Source organism: Tateyamaria sp. GN1-10 (genome assembly GCF_055693845.1).
In genome coordinates this window covers 2,375,331-2,390,576 of sequence record NZ_JBVFUR010000004.1, presented here as the reverse complement: position 1 = coordinate 2,390,576, position 15,246 = coordinate 2,375,331, and the positions used below count along the sequence as shown (strand labels likewise).

Genomic DNA, 15,246 nt, shown 5'->3' with positions numbered 1-15,246 from the left:
TCAGACATTAAAATGTAAGACAAATGAAAATTGATCCCGACAGCACAGTTGATCTTTCGGCCCAGATTGCCAAGGCGATCCGCGATGCCATCATAGCGGGTGATTTGATTGTGGATCAAAGGCTTCCGTCCGAAGCGGAGCTTGCCGACCACTTCGATGTGTCACGGCCTACGGTCCGCGAAGCATTGAAGCGACTCGCTGCGCAATCGCTGATCCGCACCCAGCGCGGCGCGACCGGTGGCGCGTTCGTAAACAGGCTGCGGTTCGAAGATGCCTACGCGCAACAAGTCACGACCTCGACCTTGTTGCTGTCCATGAACGCCGTCAGCTTCGATGTGGCGTGCGAAGCCCGGTACGCGCTCGAACGTGCCTGCGCTCCACTGTCTGCTGAACGTCGCACGCCGGATCAACTGGCGACCATGCGCGCTGAAATCCACCGTCAGGGGCAGCCGGGCCTCACGGATGAGGCATTTTGCGCCTCTGACGTTACCTTTCATCGAGCATTGGTGGACGGCGCAGGCAACAAGGTGCTCAGCTATCAGCTTGCGGGTGCCGTCGAGGCCATGCAGCCCCTGATGAACATGATCACCTTCACTGCCCGGTCGCGCGAAGCGATCGTGGCGCTGCACACAGACATCGCGGACGCGGTCGAGGCGCAGGATGCACCCAAGATCGACGCGACATTGGTCAAACTAGAAGCCTACACGCGAGAGCTGGCCCATTCGGTCGTCACTGCCCGCGCGCAAAAGGCCGCAGAAAAGGAGCACAAGACCGCCTGATCCTTCCCCAAAAAGTCGCAAAGGCATCCGAGGGGTCGGGCACTGATCGTCAACCATACGTCAGGGAGGACGCTATGAATTTAAGACCAGATCCCACATTTCACCCCTCGCCCAAGATGGCCATGGAAGCCCCGGTTGAGAAATTGGCGTTTACGCTGATGCTCAGCCCTGATGGGACCAAACCCGATGGCCTTGCGGTTGTCGATGTTGATCCCACGAGCGACACTTACAGCCAGATCGTCCATGAGCTTTATGTCCCCAACCTTGGTGACGAGTTTCACCATTTCGGTTGGAATGCCTGTTCTTCGGCGCTCAGCCCCCTCACCGGCCACGCGTTTCTTGAACGCCGTTACCTGATCATTCCTGGCATCCGGTCGTCGCGCATCTACATTATTGATGTAAAGGAACCGCTCAAAGCCAAGATCCACAAGATCATCGAACCCGAAGAACTGTTTGAGAAGACGGGCTATTCCCGCCCTCACACCATTCACTGCGGACCCGAGGGCATCTATGTATCGACCCTGGGCGGCGGTGGTGAGGATGGCACCGATGGCCCTCCCGGTATCTTCATCATGGATTGCGAAACCTTCGACATTCTGGGCCGCTACGAGATGGACCGCGGCATTCAGGACAAGCATTACGATTTCTGGTGGAACCTGCCGCGCGACTACATGGTCAGCAGCGAATGGGGCCTCCCGCCGCAATTCGAAAATGGTGTGGTGCCCGAGGATCTTCTGTCCAACAAATACGGCCACACGATCCACTTCTGGGACCTGCGCGGGCGCAAGGTAACGAAGTCCATCGACCTGGGAGAAAACCACCAGATGGCGCTGGAGATCCGCCCTGCCCATGACCCGGTCAAGGAATACGGCTTCTGTGGCGTGGTGGTCGACACCACCAACCTGCAGGGTGCGATCTTTACCTGGTGGCGGGATGAGGACGGTGAATGGCAGGCCAAGAAGACGATCACCATCGACCCCGTGCCTGCGGACGCGGACGACCTGCCCGATCTCCTCAAGGGCTTTGGTGCGGTGCCACCGCTGGTCACAGACATCGACCTGAGCCTCGATGACAAGTACCTCTACGTTGCCTGCTGGGGTCTTGGTGAAATGCATCAATACGACGTGTCCGATCCGATGAATCCCGTGCTCGCTGGCAAGGTCGAAATTGGCGGCATCGTCAAGAAAACCAAACACCCCAATGGCAAGGACTTTGGCTACGGTCCGCAGATGGTCGAGATCAGCCGCGATGGCAAACGCGTTTACTGGACCAACTCGCTTTATTCCACCTGGGATGACCAGTTCTATCCCGGCGAGCGTGGTGCGGCGATGGTCATGGCCCACGTGGGTGAAGATGGCGGACTGACGCTGGATGAAAACTTCTGGACCAAGTTTCCCGAAGGCTACCGCAGCCACCAGATCCGGCTTGAAGGTGGCGACTGTTCGACGGACAGTTTCTGCTACCCATCAGTCTAAATGGACATGACGACGGCGGCGGGCCTCTGGCTCGCCGTCATCCTCTCCGGCCTCTACCACGGCCTGAACCCCGGCATGGGATGGCCACTGGCTGTGTCGTCGGCCCTGTTTGAACGCAGGCGCAGTGCGCTCTGGCCCGCTCTGGGTGCCCTATCGCTCGGTCACTTCGTGGCTATGCTGGGCATTCTGCTGCCGTTTTCGATGATGACATTGCTGATCGATTACCAAGGCGAAATACGCATTGGCGCGGGGCTGATCGTGATTGCGATGGGCGTCTACCTTGCCATCACGCGCAAACATCCCCGTTTCCTTGCGCGCATTCCTCCGCACAAGCTTACGCTGTGGTCTTTCCTTGTCGCACTCGCGCATGGCGCCGCCTTGATGCTGGTGCCGATTTACCTGGGCCTATGTGCAATTGAGGAACTGGATGCGGGCCACCGCGCAGCCTCCGCCTTGATGGCAACAACAGCGCTGGCCCTTGGCGTGGCTGTGCTGCACACCGCTGCCATGATGGGGTCTGGCGGGGCCGTGGCCTATGCCGTGCACCGCTGGTTGGGCCTCAATTTCCTCAAGCGGGGTTGGTTCGACCTCGAGCTTGTCTGGGCACTCAGCCTGATTGTGGTAGGTGGTGTCGGGCTGTGGACCGCGTTCTGAAAAAGGCATTGACCTGGCGGCAACAGACCGCAACTGTCTGAGAAGAGACGTGCGGTACCGGAATGCCCAATATGTTGCGACTGATCGATAGAACATTGGGTAAATGGCTGCGCCACTTTTTCTTTGCCATTGTGCGCACGTATTTTTCGCTGTTCTACAATGTCAGCTGCTCGGGCAAACACCTGCTACAGGACACGCAAGGCGCGCTGATCCTTGCCACCCATGTCAGCCGCTTCGACGGACCGTTGATCGCCGCGATCCTCTATACGACGCAGCGTATCCGGCCCGTTGTGCACTACAAAGAATACTACAACTGGATGCAATGGTTCCCCATGTTCGTGGCCCGTGCGATCCCGGTCAGTTCACCCAAGTCCTGGCCAGCGGAAAAGCGGCAAGCCCAGAAAGAGGCAAGCATGCAACGTATTCTGTCTGCCCTCGATAGTGGCGAAAGCATCCTGCTGTTCCCCTCAGGTCACACACGACAACAGGAACCCGAGGTGATTGCACCACACCTGTCCGGTGCGCAAGACATCCTGCAAGCCAACCCCGATAGCCCCGTCCTGCTGCTCAGGCTCGACGGTTTGGGCCGGTTCCAACCCGCGCGATATGACTATTTCTGGACGTTCATCGGACGCAGCAAGGGGCGTCGCCATATCTCGGTCGACATCAAAACGGTCGATGACCTCGACCCGGGCATCGATCTTGCGGCCTTCAACAAAGATCTTGAGGACCGGTTTAACACACCCATACGCGACAGCTTCTAGACTTGCCTCGGGCCATACTTGGCCCTACGTGCCGCGCATGATCGACATACTGAACATCCTCGCCGCACTCCTGACTATCGCTTTCGGCCTCTTCGGTTTTGTAGCGCCGCGGTACACGGCCTCCGCTCTAGACCTTGCGCCGACAAACAGCACCATGGGGCTGAGCGAAATGCGCGCCTCTGTGGGCGGGCTTTTTGTGGTGGCGGGGCTCGCTGCCATCTGGATCGATGCACCATTGGCCTATGCAATGATCGGCTTTGCCTTTGCCGGCGCGGCCTTGGGGCGGTGTCTGTCTTTAGTGTTTGACAAACCTCCGGTGAAAAAAGTGTTGATCTTTGGTGGTATCGAAGCAGTGCTTGCAGGATGGTTTCTGATCGCTAATCCCTTTTGATCAGAGGCTTACATTCCAAACTTAATGAGCACCATTTCCATTTCCTATTTCAAAAAATTCCCGACTTGAGCCCCTCACAGATTGCAAAAGGTGCGCTCTTCACTTATCTAATCGGTGTCCTTCGGGACTATGGACATAAACGCGCTCGTAATAAACGGATCGGACCCGGGGGCGGTACCCGGCGGCTCCACCAAATATCCTGTCGTTTGCGGGATCATGGGGCCGAAATAGGATCGACGGACGTCTAAAGGTGTTAGCTTTGTCTCGGCTGTCTGCCACCGTTACCGGCGAAAACAGTACAATTGCAAACGACAATCGTGCTCCGGTTGCTATGGCTGCGTAAGCAGTCCTAGTCGAACCGACTTTAAGCCCTAGCGCCTAGCCGCGTTAGGCGGGGTTCGCAGGCACCTGGCAACAGAAGCCTGCACTTTCACAAAGATTTTCGTGTTTTCTGAATACCTTCAAGGATTGTTAAGTCCGTGGCGCTATCGCTGTGGTGTTAATAGTCCGATTGAATACGAGGGGCGCATGCCGCACAAGGTCAAGACCCTGCAAGGCTGGTACGACGAGGTGTGGATCAAGGGTGATCTTGACGCGATCCCCAAATTTCTTGCGCCCAACGCCCGCTCGCGCGGGATCATGGGCGATACTCCCTTTTCGATCGAGGACCTCAGCGAGCTTGTGACCATGGTCCGCGAACTGCTTGGCCCCATCGAAATCACCCTGCCAATCACCATGGAGCAAGACGACTGGCTATCGGCATTGGTTGAGATCAAAAGTCACTCGGCGGACACGGGTGATCCGGTACATGTCTTCGGGCAAGTGATCGCACGGTTCGAGGGAACGCAGATGGTCGAAATTTACACGGGCACAGATTCACTGACGCTATTTGAGCAACTCAGCTTACTTCCCGAAAATGCGATGGCTGTCATGCTTGGCGGGACGCGTCTGCGATAGTGGCTGCAAAGTGTTTTGTTCATACCTTCCTGTCAGCACTCCCATTTTCTCCAGTGTCCACACGAGAAACCTACCATTCAGTAAGCTCTGTTGTGCAGTTGACGATCGTATCCCACATCCGGCAGCCATTCTGCTTCGAAATTCCTTTCTGTTAAAACATGCTGAGCCTGCTACCGGTATGTCGACTTCGTTATGGGGTTGCATTTAAATCTGCAAAGCTTCCGGCAATCCAAAGGGTTGACGGACGCGACATCCAAGCGCAATTTTGTCAGCGGGGCCAACGCGACTGCCCCATCAGGCCGAACATCCTTACTGGCCCAAACGTCGCATCCTTTTGTTGTGCTCAAAGGATGCTGCAATGGACCATTCGTATTACTCCATATCTGCGTTTGAACTACTGACTTTGTTGGGAACAGACAAGGCGCCGTGCCTGATCGACGTATGCCTAACCGAAGACATTAAAGCTGAACCGTGGCGTCTGCCTGGCGCGCAACATGTCCAACACCGCGACGTCCAGCTGTGGGGTGCTGCACATGCCCGAGACAGACCAGTCATCACTATTTGCCAAAAGGGTTTGAAGCTGTCGCATGGCGCCGCAGCCCAATTGCGCAGCATGGGCTTTGACGCACGAGCACTGACAGGCGGGAACCGCGCATGGTGTACCGCCAATTATCCACGCATTGCGTTGAGCGACTCTCCTGCACCGGGAACATCATGGGTTTTGCATGCGACCCGCGACGCACATGCGTGTATTGCTGCTTGGGTGATCCTTCGCTGGTATGACCCCCGCGCCATACTGATGTGGGTGGCCTCCGAACATGTGCAGGATGTTGCCGCGCGCTTTGAGGCATATGCTCTGCCAGAAACCCCTCTTGCTCAGAGCTTCGCCGCAACCGGCCTCAGGTATCCTGATCTTTTGGATTTTGTCACATCCGTTGATACTCTGACAAATCCCGTCACATCACTGCTTGGCGTGTTGTCCAATCTTCATGAACGTGATGAAGACTTGATACACGCCGCCCTGCCGTTTCTTGACGCGGCCTGGCTGGTACATCGGCAATCCGATCGGCAGGAGGTCGCATGAGGGAACAGAGCTGGTCCCGACTGATCCAGGTCTTCGGACGCATCGGTTTGCTGTCTTTCGGTGGGCCTGCAGCACAAATTGCATTAATGCACGACACGCTCGTGTCGCGCGAAAAGTGGTTGACCGAGGATCAGTACCTGCGCGCCCTATCGCTCTGCATGCTGCTGCCCGGACCCGAGGCAATGCAATTGGCCACATATGCGGGCTGGCGGCTGCGCGGTGTGGCGGGAGGGCTGCTTGCCGGATTGCTTTTTGTCATTCCGGGGGCCGCCGTGATCCTTGTTCTCGCACTCGCCTATATTCGCTTTGGCGATATCCCTATGGTGCAGGCCGCGTTCCTTGGCATCAAGGCGGCTGTCATCGTCGTCGTGTTGCAGGCACTTATGCGGCTGGGACAAAAGGCACTGAACGGCCTTATCGCGTGGGGCCTTGCTGGCGCGGCCTTTGTTGCGTTGTTCGTGTTTGGTGCCCCTTTCCCTTTGGTCGTGATTGGCGCAGGCTTGGTTGGCGCGTTGCGTGCCGATGGTGCAGCCGCCGTGACAAACCCCGCCCCGGTCAGGACCCAAACTGCGCGCACCATCGCGGTTTTCGGGACACTCTGGCTCGCGCCGCTTGTTGCGCTATGGCTCACTGCCCAGAGTTTCCTGCTCGAAATCGGCCTGTTCTTTTCCAAACTTGCGGTCGTGACGTTTGGCGGGGCTTACGCCGTGCTCGCCTATATGACCCAGCAAGTCGTCCAGGATCACGGCTGGATTACAACCGGGCAGATGATAGACGCCCTGGGGCTTGCAGAAACCACACCCGGCCCACTGATCCTTGTAACCGAGTTCGTGGCACTGCTTGCGGGCTACGCTCAGGGCGGTCTGACACTTGCCCTTGCGGCAGGCGCGCTGACGCTGTGGGTGACTTTTGTGCCGTGCTTTCTCTGGATCTTTATGGCTGGACCATATCTGGATCACATCGCCACACGGCCCCGGCTGTCGGCCGCGTTGCAGGGTATCACGGCTGCCGTGGTCGGCGTCATCCTGAACTTGTCGGTATGGTTTGCGTTGCATGTCGTGTTTGCAGATGTCGGCACAGCCAAGATAGGCGCCCTGCCCGTCCCAGACCCTTCGACCCTCAATCCTTGGGCGATCGGCCTGACAGTTGCCGCAGGGCTTTTGATGCTGCGCTTGCGCGTCAGTTTGCTGGCGACATTGGCGATCATGGCGGCGTCAGGTTGCGCACTTTCACTTTTGGGGCTGGTTTAATCCCATTGAACGCGCGCCACCTCTTCCCTCTGCGTTAAATTGGGATATGGTTGATACACGCAGCACGAGGATCACCATGAGCCGGAGCATTGATTACGGCAACCTGATGCACGAGGCCATGCGCGGCCTTATCCGAAAGGTGTTGACGGATGTTGCACAGAACGGGCTACCCGGCACACATCATTTCTTCATTACCTTCGACACAAGCCACCCAGACGCCGAGCTGGCCGACTGGCTGAGTGATCGCTACCCGGGCGAAATGACGGTGGTGATGCAGCACTGGTATGACAAACTTGATGTCGGGGCCGAGGGCTTTGCCGTGACACTGAACTTCGGCGATGCCCCGGAACCCCTGTACATACCCTACGATGCGATCAAGACCTTTGTAGATCCGTCGGTCGAATTTGGGCTCCGCTTTGAGACCCAAGGCGAGGACGAAGACGAAACCGCGCCAGCGACACCGCCGGAAATCTTACCAAGCCGCGCACCCGCCGCCCCCAAACCAGCGCTTGAAGACAAAGCGAAGGCTGACGATGAGGGCAAAGATGCCGACATCGTGTCTCTCGACAGTTTCAGGAAGTAACCCGGCAATCAGTCCCGGGTCAGGAATGTTTCCACTGCACGCAGGATTTCCCCGTCCTGGATGTTCTGGAAGTTCAAGTCCAATCCGCCTTCAGTCAATGTGCGGTCATATTGCTGCAGGCTGTAACCACCATCGGTGCTCACGAACAGGGAATAGACCGTCAGCGTCTCTGCATCGATGCGCGCCCAAACATAGGGTTCGCCTTTCATCGGGTCGAGTTGCACTTCATGACCAAAAACGTTCTTTCTTTGAGCCGCTGCATAGACTTCGCCTCGGCCGCTTGGCACAAAATCGACGGAATATGATTTTTCTGACAGCTTACCGGATGCTCTACGCGTGACCGATGTCCACGTGACAGTGAACCCGTATTTCGTCGTATTGATCTTTACGCTCATATCGCGGGGAATCTTTGTTCCGTCCGCTTGAATAACATCGGCACTGCCCGAGTATTCACCGACAAACGGTGCAATATCCGCCCGTACAGGTGCCCCAAGTGCGAGCATGGTAAAGCCTAGTGCAAAGAGGGCAGCAAAAAAGGGCCGCGTCGAGCCGCCAACAAGTGCGCGTGAGACATTCATGAGGTGGTCCTTTTTCCTCCTGTTTCCCCAGATATAGGAACGCTCGCACACGGATGCACCCTCGGTTCGCCAATGTGTGATGACATCATCCATGATCCAGCGCACCAGTCCTTGTCTGCGCTGCCCTTGGCCGGTAGATGCATGACATCACGACGACACGCCTAAAAGGAGCCGCCCCATGGCCGACACCCGCACTGAATCCGACAGCTTTGGTCCGCTGGAGGTTCCAGCCGACAAGTATTGGGGTGCGCAAACGCAACGCTCCATCATGAACTTCCCGATTGGTTGGGAAAAGCAGCCTGTGGCTGTGGTGCGAGCACTTGGTGTGATCAAGAAGGCCTGCGCAATGCAGAACAAGGCGCAGGGCACGCTTGACGCGAAACTGGCCGATGCGATCATCGAAGCGGCGGGCGAAGTCGTTGCGGGCAAGCTGGATGACAACTTTCCGCTGGTGGTCTGGCAGACCGGGTCTGGCACGCAATCGAACATGAACGCCAACGAGGTGATCGCGAACCGTGCTATCGAAATTCTGGGTGGTGTGATCGGCTCAAAGGACCCGGTGCACCCCAACGATCACTGCAATATGGGCCAGTCGTCGAACGACACATTTCCGACGGCCATGCACATCTCGACCGCGATGACAGCGCGCGACGTGCTTTTGCCGGGTCTTGAGAAACTGCACGCGGCGCTCGAAGCCAAGGTCGCGCAGTTCGATGGGATCATCAAGATCGGTCGAACCCATACGCAGGACGCAACCCCGCTTACGCTTAGCCAGGAATTCTCGGGCTACAACCATCAGGTCGCCATGGGCATTCAGCGAGTCAAAGACGCGCTGGGCCGCATCTACGAATTGGCGCAAGGCGGCACAGCCGTTGGCACTGGCCTGAACACCAAGGTCGGCTGGGCCGAGGCGGTCGCGGGCCACATGGCTGACATCACCGGCCTGCCCTTTGTCACCGCCCCCAACAAGTTCGAGGCGCTGGCAGCCCATGATGCCATGGTCGAAATGTCCGGCGCACTGAAGACGGTCGCTGCGTCACTCTTCAAGATCGCCAATGACATTCGGCTGCTGGGTTCCGGCCCTCGCTGCGGCCTTGGTGAACTGGTTCTGCCCGAGAATGAGCCGGGTTCGTCCATTATGCCGGGTAAGGTGAACCCGACCCAATGCGAGGCACTGACACAGGTTTGTGCCCACGTCATGGGCAACGACGCCGCTGTGGGCTTTGCCGGGTCGCAAGGGCATTTCGAACTGAACGTCTACAAGCCGATGATGGCCTATAATGTGCTGCAATCCATGCAGTTGCTTGGAGACGCCTGTTCCGCCTTCACGGACAATCTGGTGGATGGGCTGCAGGCGGACGAAGTGCGCATTGACAAGCTGATGCGCGAGTCGCTGATGCTGGTCACCGCCCTGGCGCCCGAGATCGGCTATGACAACGCAACGAAGGTTGCCAAGACCGCACACAAGAACGGCACAACGCTGATAGAAGAAGCAGTGAAACTTGGCTTTGTCACCGAAGAACGGTTCAACGAGGTGGTGCGCCCAGAAAACATGATCGGCCCCAAGTGAGCACACCGATCAACCTAAACAAGGTTCGCAAGACCCGTGCGCGCGCTGAGAAGAAGGCGCGCGCCGACGCCAATGCGGTCACATTTGGGCTGACCAAGGCGGAAAAGGATCGCGCAAAGCGGGAAAACTCCCGGTCTGCGCGAGATTTGGACGGCAAAGCCGCCGAAACGTCCCCGTATGGTGCGAATGGGAACGACAAAAAGCCATAAATCTTAGTCAAGTTAGCGGCGTTGAGAGTTATAGGTGTTTCATGACACAGATCGATGACACAGCCGTGCGCGACCGTATCCGCGCCCTGCGCCGCGCGCGCCGTTATATTCGTGCCAACCAGGGATCGTTGGCGCGTCTGCTGAACACATATGAGCGTATTGCCGAACTCGACCCGTCACGGCGGTTCTGGGCAGAGCAGTGAGCACCCGGCCACAGAAGCACTCCCTCACCCTCAAGGGCCATCGCACCAGCGTGTCACTGGAGCCTGAATTCTGGAATGCCTTTCGCATGATTGCGGAAGAAGAGCGTCGCCCAATCAATGATTTAGCAGCTGAAATTGATGCGGGGCGCGGCACCAATGTTGGACTTGCATCCGCTATTCGGGTCTTTGTCCTCAAGCGGCTGATGGAGTAGTAAATACTTGCTTTGCCGCCGCGACCTTAGGCCCATAGCACGGATCACCGTCTTCAATGACAGTGGTCCGGTACGCACAATTCCGCTCCGAAACCACTATCTCAAAAAGTCACCGGGCTCGGAGCACTTTGTTTTTAGCGAAAAGCCTATGCAACAGATGCCTCGTAAATCTGATTGATATTGCCACCAAGCGCTGCGTGAAAGCCGTCGTCGCTCATGTCGCGCTGCAATCCTTCGGTCAGCGCACGGCTGAAGCTCGCGATCATCTTGTGGTTCTGGGCAAGCCGCGCACTGGCATCCTGCGTCGAGTATCCACCGGACAGCGCGACAACACGCTGCACACGCGGATGATCTGCCAACGCATCATAGATACCGGGTTGCTCGGGCAAGGTCAGCTTCAGCATGATGTCTTGGCCTTCGCCCAACGCCTCAGTCTGTGCCAGCAGGGCTTCAGCCAAGATCGCCTCAGCCTCGGCCTTGGTCTCGGAATGAATGTTCACTTCCGGCTCGATGATCGGGACCATACCAGCGCCTATAACCTCATGCGCGACGTCGAACTGGTTTGCGACAATCGCCTTGATCCCATCCGCATTGGCCCCGTGGATCACGGACCGTTCCTTGGTGCCGTAGATGCCCATCGCCTTAGCCGCCGCCAGCGTCTCCGCCAGCCCGGGAATGGGCTTGAGCAACTGGACCCCGTCGGCCTCGTCCTGCAGTCCCTTGTCGATCTTCAGAAATGGCACCACGCCACGCTTATCCCATAGGTACGATGGCACCGCCTGCCCTTCGATCTGTTCGTGCAGTGTTTTTTCGAACAGGATTGCGCCAATGACCTTGGCGCTTGTGAAATCCGGGCTCAGGATGATGCGTTCCCGCATTTTCTGGATCTCGCCAAACATTTCGTCTTCGGACCCATAGTCCGAAGCATCCACCCCATACAGCGCAAGCGCCTTTGGCGTGGACCCGCCAGACTGGTCCAAGGCAGCGATAAAGCCGCTTCCGTTTTCCATCTGGTCCTGCATCTTGGCAAAGTCGGTCATACCGTGCTCCAAAGTCATGACTTCAATTGCCCCAGACCTAACGCATTAACGCCGTGCAAGAAATCCCGCCAAGCCCCTGTTTGCGCTATCTTTTGCCGATATGAAGCCAGATTCCGTCTTTTGCACGAACGGTCAGGTGTGCCACAGGTACGGGCGCCCGTCCCTCCACGCATGATACCGTAACATCACGCAGCAACCGCGCCAGAATCAGCGGACCTTCGACCATGGCAAATCCGGCGCCCGTACAAACCCGTGCGCCAGCAGAAAATGGAATGTAGGCATCACGCCCACATGTCTTGCCGTTTTCGGTTTGCCATCGACCTGGGTCAAACTCGTCTGGGCGCTCCCACAACCGCTCGTGACGGTGCAAATGCCACGGACTCAGCACCAGCTGACTGCCCTGCGGCACCTCACGATCCCGGAACTTTTCAGGACAAGCCGCCTCGCGCACCATCATCGGGACAGGTGGATACAAGCGAAGCGTCTCGCGGAACACGTCTCGGGTCACCGGCAGTTTTGACATCACGGCGAAATCGCAGTCTGCCAGAGCCGTCGCCTCTGCAGCCACTTTTTCTTGCCACTCCGGGTAAAGGGCCATCAGATACAGCGCCCATGCCAGCGCGGATGCACTGGTTTCGTGACCCGCCAAGAAAAAGATCGCAACCTGGTCCATCATTTCTTCGGGGGAAAAGGTCTCGCCTGTTTCGGGATCATGTGTCGTCATGATCTTGGTCGCCAGATCATCAGGCGCGGTGCCGTCGGCAATCTCCTGTGCTCGCTGAATAACCAACTTGGCAATCAACGCCCGAATACGCGCCGCGCTGGCTCTTGTGTCGCGGCGAAACAGCCGTGGCATCCAACGCGGCAATGGGACAAAGGCGGCAAGGTTCAGAATTGGCTGGCTGCGCTGATAAGCGCGGAACTCGTGAAACACTGCGCTGGCCAACGCGTCCTCGATCGGAATGGAGAAGAGCGTGCGGAAGATGACATCAGCCGCCGCATGACTGGTCTGTTCTTCGATCTCAATCACGCCCTCGGACATACGACTGGCGGCGGCCTCCGAAGCATCCCACATGGCCGGGAACGTCTCGCGCAGGCGCCCGCCTTCAAACGCCGGATCAATAATGCGCCGCTGTCGTTTCCATGTCTCCCCATTGGTCAGAAACACTGAATTCCCAAGTAAAGGGCGCAGGCCCTCACTTACACGGTCAGACTTTGGAAAGTCCTCCGGCCGGTCCTTAAGGACCGTTTTCACCAACTCCGGTTGGTTCATCAGGTAACTGCGAAAAAACGGCGTCCGAAACTCGGCCATCCACGCGCGGTACAGACGTGCAGGCTGGGCCGATAGGATGTCCTGTCGAAAGAGCTGCATGTAGCGCCACAGCGACACACGGTCCGGGCGGCTGGGGGCTTGGGTGGGATCATGCGGCGACTGACGTGTACTTGGACACTGCGTGATCTATGCGTGACTTTGACGGTGGGCGATCTGCGTATCGATCCGCCAATGTCAGCGGCCCCGCCGTGATCCGGAAATAATCATAGTCCTTGGGCCGGTCGAAGGCACAGAGATACTGAAAATGCAGCCGGAAGAAACGCCAGCGCAATTCTTTCCAACGCGCCGGACTCAGGCTTTGAGTAAAGGCGGCAGAGAACACCAACGGCCAACGCTTGTTTTTGGGAGCAACACCCGAGACCGATACGGGATCACACAGCGCAAAGGCGCATCCGTCGCCCGGCGCCGTCACATCGACCCACGTCAATGCGTCCTGCACCGACAGAAATTGAAGATCGGCACGCAGGCGGTGTGCGTCCGGCAAGAAGGACACCATGGGAACCACCTGCCCTAAGGACAGGAATGCCAGTGCAGGTCCATTGGCGGGCACCTGCCCCGCCCGGATCAGGTCTGCCAGGATCGAAACGACCAGATGGGCACCGGATGAATGACCAACGATCAGCACTTCGTCGACGTCTTCTGACAAGGCCGCCGCTATACTGCTCCGGAAGTCGCGCATGCGTTCTTCCAATGCGGGTGGGTTCGCCCCTTTGGATGCAGCGGAATAGGCATAGTCATGCATGAGGTAGTAGGCAAAAATCTTGCCATCCTTGGACTTGAACCAACGCAATAGAGTGATGCAAGCCGCGGCGCCAAGAAGCAGCCCCCCCCATGAGCCAACGGAGCCAAATACCGCGCCAGCGCGCCACAGGGCATACCAGAGAGCGAAAGCCAGCAAGGCTTGTCCCAGCAACATGCCAACGGGGTACAAGGCGGCAATCACGGGCCCTTTCCGCAGTCGCATCAAGCGGCGCAACGCGCCGGAGGCAATGTAGGTCCACGCCGTACGCATCAATTGCAAATATGTGCCGGGTATCGAAGCCTCCATTGAGCCACGCACAATGTCGGACCAGACCAGAACCTCAATATCCGCATGCACATTGGTGCCATCCATCTCAGCATCGACCTGCCAGCCATAATGTTCAGATTTGGGTGCCGGACGCAGTGCAATCTGGTAGCCCGAGATATCCGCCTGTGTCGCCCCTTCCTTGCGATAGAGTTCGCGGTAGCGGCGGGGATGAATCGGATCGTAGCCAGGAATGTAGAACACCCGGCGACACGAGACGGATTTTGGATGCGGCCTGCTCATTCATGCACCTTTTGGTGCAATCTAGCGCGCTTCTACGGCCAAAGTAAGGCTGTGACTGCTTAGCCCAATGTGGCGAGTGCCGGGAACTGCTCGAGCAACCAGAACGAAAACCGGGTGAACAGTCCAAACAGCATCGCAGCACCGACCAGCAACAGCAGTCCGCCCATAACCTTTTCGATCAAGGCCATGTGTCGCTTGATCCTGTTCATGAAGCCCATCGCCCTGCTCATGAACATTGCGGCCAACAGGAACGGAATACCCAGGCCGGCCGCGTATATGCCAAGCAAGAATGTACCCCGTGTGACCGAGGCTTCAGATGCTGCAAGGGTCAGAATAGCACCCAATTGCGGACCGATACACGGCGTCCAGCCGAATGCGAAAGCCAATCCAAGAATATACGCACCAAACGACGACCCACCCTGATCTCCCGCATCCATCCGCGCCTCACGGTCAAGGAATGGAATGCGGAACACACCCAGAAAATGTAGGCCAAAGACCATGATCACGGCACCGGATATCTGGGCGAAGAGTATCTGGTTCTGCAAAAAGAACGCGCCAAAGGCTGACGCGGCAAAGCCGAGAATGATGAAGACAGTCGATAAGCCAAGCACAAAGAACAAAGCGGTGACAGTGGCACGGCTGCGGCCTGACTGGCCTTCTGACATCTCTCCGACAGTCATGCCCGACATGTATGCCAGATACGGCGGCACAATAGGCAGCACACAGGGGCTGAGAAAGCTGATGATGCCTGCCAGAAGCGCAACGCTCATGGCAGGAATCAGGCTTGCGTCGATGATATCGATTCCGAACATATCCCCCACCTAACCGTCCTTATCCCGCACGTCACGTGCAACA

At 57.5% G+C, this 15,246-nt stretch carries 17 protein-coding genes, 1 other RNA gene and 1 pseudogene; 14 read left to right on the top strand and 5 right to left on the bottom strand.

Going from position 1 to position 15,246, the window contains the following annotated elements:
- Nucleotides 1-23: 23 nt before the first annotated feature.
- The 10 genes from ACZ1HN_RS13745 (at nt 24) to ACZ1HN_RS13700 (ending at nt 7,937) form a co-directional block, all read left to right on the top strand.
- Nucleotides 24-779, top strand: a complete 756-nt coding sequence (locus ACZ1HN_RS13745; RefSeq protein WP_472727905.1) for a FadR/GntR family transcriptional regulator — start codon at nt 24-26, stop codon at nt 777-779.
- Between the two features lie 74 nt (nt 780-853).
- Complete coding sequence (locus ACZ1HN_RS13740) at nt 854-2,254, top strand: selenium-binding protein SBP56-related protein (RefSeq protein ID WP_299605597.1); 1,401 nt, start codon at nt 854-856, stop codon at nt 2,252-2,254.
- A gap of 6 nt (nt 2,255-2,260) precedes the next feature.
- Nucleotides 2,261-2,908, top strand: a complete 648-nt coding sequence (locus ACZ1HN_RS13735; RefSeq protein WP_299702452.1) for a hypothetical protein — start codon at nt 2,261-2,263, stop codon at nt 2,906-2,908.
- A 71-nt stretch (nt 2,909-2,979) separates the two neighbouring features.
- Nucleotides 2,980-3,672 carry a lysophospholipid acyltransferase family protein gene (locus ACZ1HN_RS13730; protein WP_472727904.1) on the top strand — a complete coding sequence of 231 codons (693 nt, stop codon included), beginning with the start codon at nt 2,980-2,982 and terminating at the stop codon, nt 3,670-3,672.
- 37 nt (nt 3,673-3,709) lie between these two features.
- Entirely contained in the window at nt 3,710-4,063 is a 354-nt protein-coding gene (locus ACZ1HN_RS13725; RefSeq protein WP_472727903.1) for a DUF4345 family protein, read from the top strand.
- A gap of 77 nt (nt 4,064-4,140) precedes the next feature.
- Nucleotides 4,141-4,492, top strand: a transfer-messenger RNA (tmRNA) gene (gene ssrA / locus ACZ1HN_RS13720).
- 99 nt (nt 4,493-4,591) lie between these two features.
- Entirely contained in the window at nt 4,592-5,020 is a 429-nt protein-coding gene (locus tag ACZ1HN_RS13715) for an ester cyclase (RefSeq protein ID WP_299206817.1), read from the top strand.
- A 358-nt stretch (nt 5,021-5,378) separates the two neighbouring features.
- Complete coding sequence (locus ACZ1HN_RS13710; RefSeq protein ID WP_472727902.1) at nt 5,379-6,104, top strand: rhodanese-like domain-containing protein; 726 nt, start codon at nt 5,379-5,381, stop codon at nt 6,102-6,104.
- A complete protein-coding gene (gene chrA / locus ACZ1HN_RS13705; protein WP_472727901.1) occupies nt 6,101-7,354 on the top strand; it encodes a chromate efflux transporter in 1,254 nt (417 codons plus the stop codon). Before ACZ1HN_RS13710 ends, chrA begins: the two co-directional genes overlap by 4 nt.
- 76 nt (nt 7,355-7,430) lie before the next feature.
- Nucleotides 7,431-7,937 carry an SspB family protein gene (locus ACZ1HN_RS13700; protein WP_299206823.1) on the top strand — a complete coding sequence of 169 codons (507 nt, stop codon included), beginning with the start codon at nt 7,431-7,433 and terminating at the stop codon, nt 7,935-7,937.
- Between the two features lie 8 nt (nt 7,938-7,945).
- Here the strand turns inward: ACZ1HN_RS13700 and ACZ1HN_RS13695 are convergent, their stop codons facing one another.
- Nucleotides 7,946-8,515, bottom strand: a complete 570-nt coding sequence (locus tag ACZ1HN_RS13695) for a hypothetical protein (protein ID WP_299206825.1) — start codon at nt 8,513-8,515, stop codon at nt 7,946-7,948.
- Nucleotides 8,516-8,693: 178 nt separating this feature from the next.
- Between ACZ1HN_RS13695 and fumC the strand changes: the two genes are divergently transcribed.
- From fumC to ACZ1HN_RS13675, 4 genes are read left to right on the top strand one after another with little or no spacing between them, the layout of a single operon-like run.
- On the top strand, nt 8,694-10,085 hold the full coding sequence (gene fumC, locus ACZ1HN_RS13690; protein ID WP_472727900.1) for a class II fumarate hydratase: 1,392 nt from the start codon (nt 8,694-8,696) through the stop codon (nt 10,083-10,085).
- Nucleotides 10,082-10,294 (top strand): DUF4169 family protein, encoded by a 213-nt coding sequence (locus tag ACZ1HN_RS13685; protein WP_472727899.1) that lies wholly within the window; start codon nt 10,082-10,084, stop codon nt 10,292-10,294. The genes fumC and ACZ1HN_RS13685 overlap by 4 nt, the downstream gene beginning before the upstream one ends.
- 41 nt (nt 10,295-10,335) lie before the next feature.
- Nucleotides 10,336-10,497, top strand: a complete 162-nt coding sequence (locus ACZ1HN_RS13680) for a hypothetical protein (RefSeq protein ID WP_299605614.1) — start codon at nt 10,336-10,338, stop codon at nt 10,495-10,497.
- Entirely contained in the window at nt 10,494-10,709 is a 216-nt protein-coding gene (locus ACZ1HN_RS13675; protein ID WP_299702475.1) for a ribbon-helix-helix domain-containing protein, read from the top strand. Before ACZ1HN_RS13680 ends, ACZ1HN_RS13675 begins: the two co-directional genes overlap by 4 nt.
- Nucleotides 10,710-10,855: 146 nt before the next feature.
- On the opposite strand, the gene ACZ1HN_RS13670 is transcribed toward ACZ1HN_RS13675, so the two are convergent.
- The 4 genes and pseudogenes from ACZ1HN_RS13670 to ACZ1HN_RS13655 form a co-directional block, all read right to left on the bottom strand.
- The gene (locus ACZ1HN_RS13670; RefSeq protein WP_472727898.1) at nt 10,856-11,749 is read right to left on the bottom strand and encodes a fructose bisphosphate aldolase; all 894 of its coding nucleotides are present in this window, start codon (nt 11,747-11,749) and stop codon (nt 10,856-10,858) included.
- Between the two features lie 85 nt (nt 11,750-11,834).
- A pseudogene (locus ACZ1HN_RS13665) lies at nt 11,835-13,174 on the bottom strand (cytochrome P450).
- On the bottom strand, nt 13,171-14,391 hold the full coding sequence (locus tag ACZ1HN_RS13660) for a hypothetical protein (protein ID WP_472727897.1): 1,221 nt from the start codon (nt 14,389-14,391) through the stop codon (nt 13,171-13,173). Before ACZ1HN_RS13660 ends, ACZ1HN_RS13665 begins: the two are co-directional and overlap by 4 nt.
- Nucleotides 14,392-14,450: 59 nt before the next feature.
- On the bottom strand, nt 14,451-15,203 hold the full coding sequence (locus ACZ1HN_RS13655; protein ID WP_299206840.1) for a cytochrome c biogenesis CcdA family protein: 753 nt from the start codon (nt 15,201-15,203) through the stop codon (nt 14,451-14,453).
- Between the last annotated feature and the right edge of the window lie 43 nt (nt 15,204-15,246).

Excerpts from the sequence above, each read along its gene's own strand:
- ACZ1HN_RS13725 (WP_472727903.1), top strand. The coding sequence starts at position 3,710 with ATGATCGACATACTGAACATCCTCGCCGCACTCCTGACTATCGCTTTC.
- ACZ1HN_RS13710 (WP_472727902.1), top strand. The coding sequence starts at position 5,379 with ATGGACCATTCGTATTACTCCATATCTGCGTTTGAACTACTGACTTTG.
- ACZ1HN_RS13695 (WP_299206825.1), bottom strand. The coding sequence starts at position 8,515 with ATGAATGTCTCACGCGCACTTGTTGGCGGCTCGACGCGGCCCTTTTTT.
- ACZ1HN_RS13680 (WP_299605614.1), top strand. The coding sequence starts at position 10,336 with ATGACACAGATCGATGACACAGCCGTGCGCGACCGTATCCGCGCCCTG.
- ACZ1HN_RS13740 (WP_299605597.1), top strand. The coding sequence starts at position 854 with ATGAATTTAAGACCAGATCCCACATTTCACCCCTCGCCCAAGATGGCC.
- fumC (WP_472727900.1), top strand. The coding sequence starts at position 8,694 with ATGGCCGACACCCGCACTGAATCCGACAGCTTTGGTCCGCTGGAGGTT.
- chrA (WP_472727901.1), top strand. The coding sequence starts at position 6,101 with ATGAGGGAACAGAGCTGGTCCCGACTGATCCAGGTCTTCGGACGCATC.
- ACZ1HN_RS13660 (WP_472727897.1), bottom strand. The coding sequence starts at position 14,391 with ATGAGCAGGCCGCATCCAAAATCCGTCTCGTGTCGCCGGGTGTTCTAC.
- ACZ1HN_RS13700 (WP_299206823.1), top strand. The coding sequence starts at position 7,431 with ATGAGCCGGAGCATTGATTACGGCAACCTGATGCACGAGGCCATGCGC.
- ACZ1HN_RS13670 (WP_472727898.1), bottom strand. The coding sequence starts at position 11,749 with ATGACCGACTTTGCCAAGATGCAGGACCAGATGGAAAACGGAAGCGGC.
- ACZ1HN_RS13655 (WP_299206840.1), bottom strand. The coding sequence starts at position 15,203 with ATGTTCGGAATCGATATCATCGACGCAAGCCTGATTCCTGCCATGAGC.
- ACZ1HN_RS13745 (WP_472727905.1), top strand. The coding sequence starts at position 24 with ATGAAAATTGATCCCGACAGCACAGTTGATCTTTCGGCCCAGATTGCC.
- ACZ1HN_RS13730 (WP_472727904.1), top strand. The coding sequence starts at position 2,980 with ATGTTGCGACTGATCGATAGAACATTGGGTAAATGGCTGCGCCACTTT.
- ACZ1HN_RS13715 (WP_299206817.1), top strand. The coding sequence starts at position 4,592 with ATGCCGCACAAGGTCAAGACCCTGCAAGGCTGGTACGACGAGGTGTGG.
- ACZ1HN_RS13735 (WP_299702452.1), top strand. The coding sequence starts at position 2,261 with ATGACGACGGCGGCGGGCCTCTGGCTCGCCGTCATCCTCTCCGGCCTC.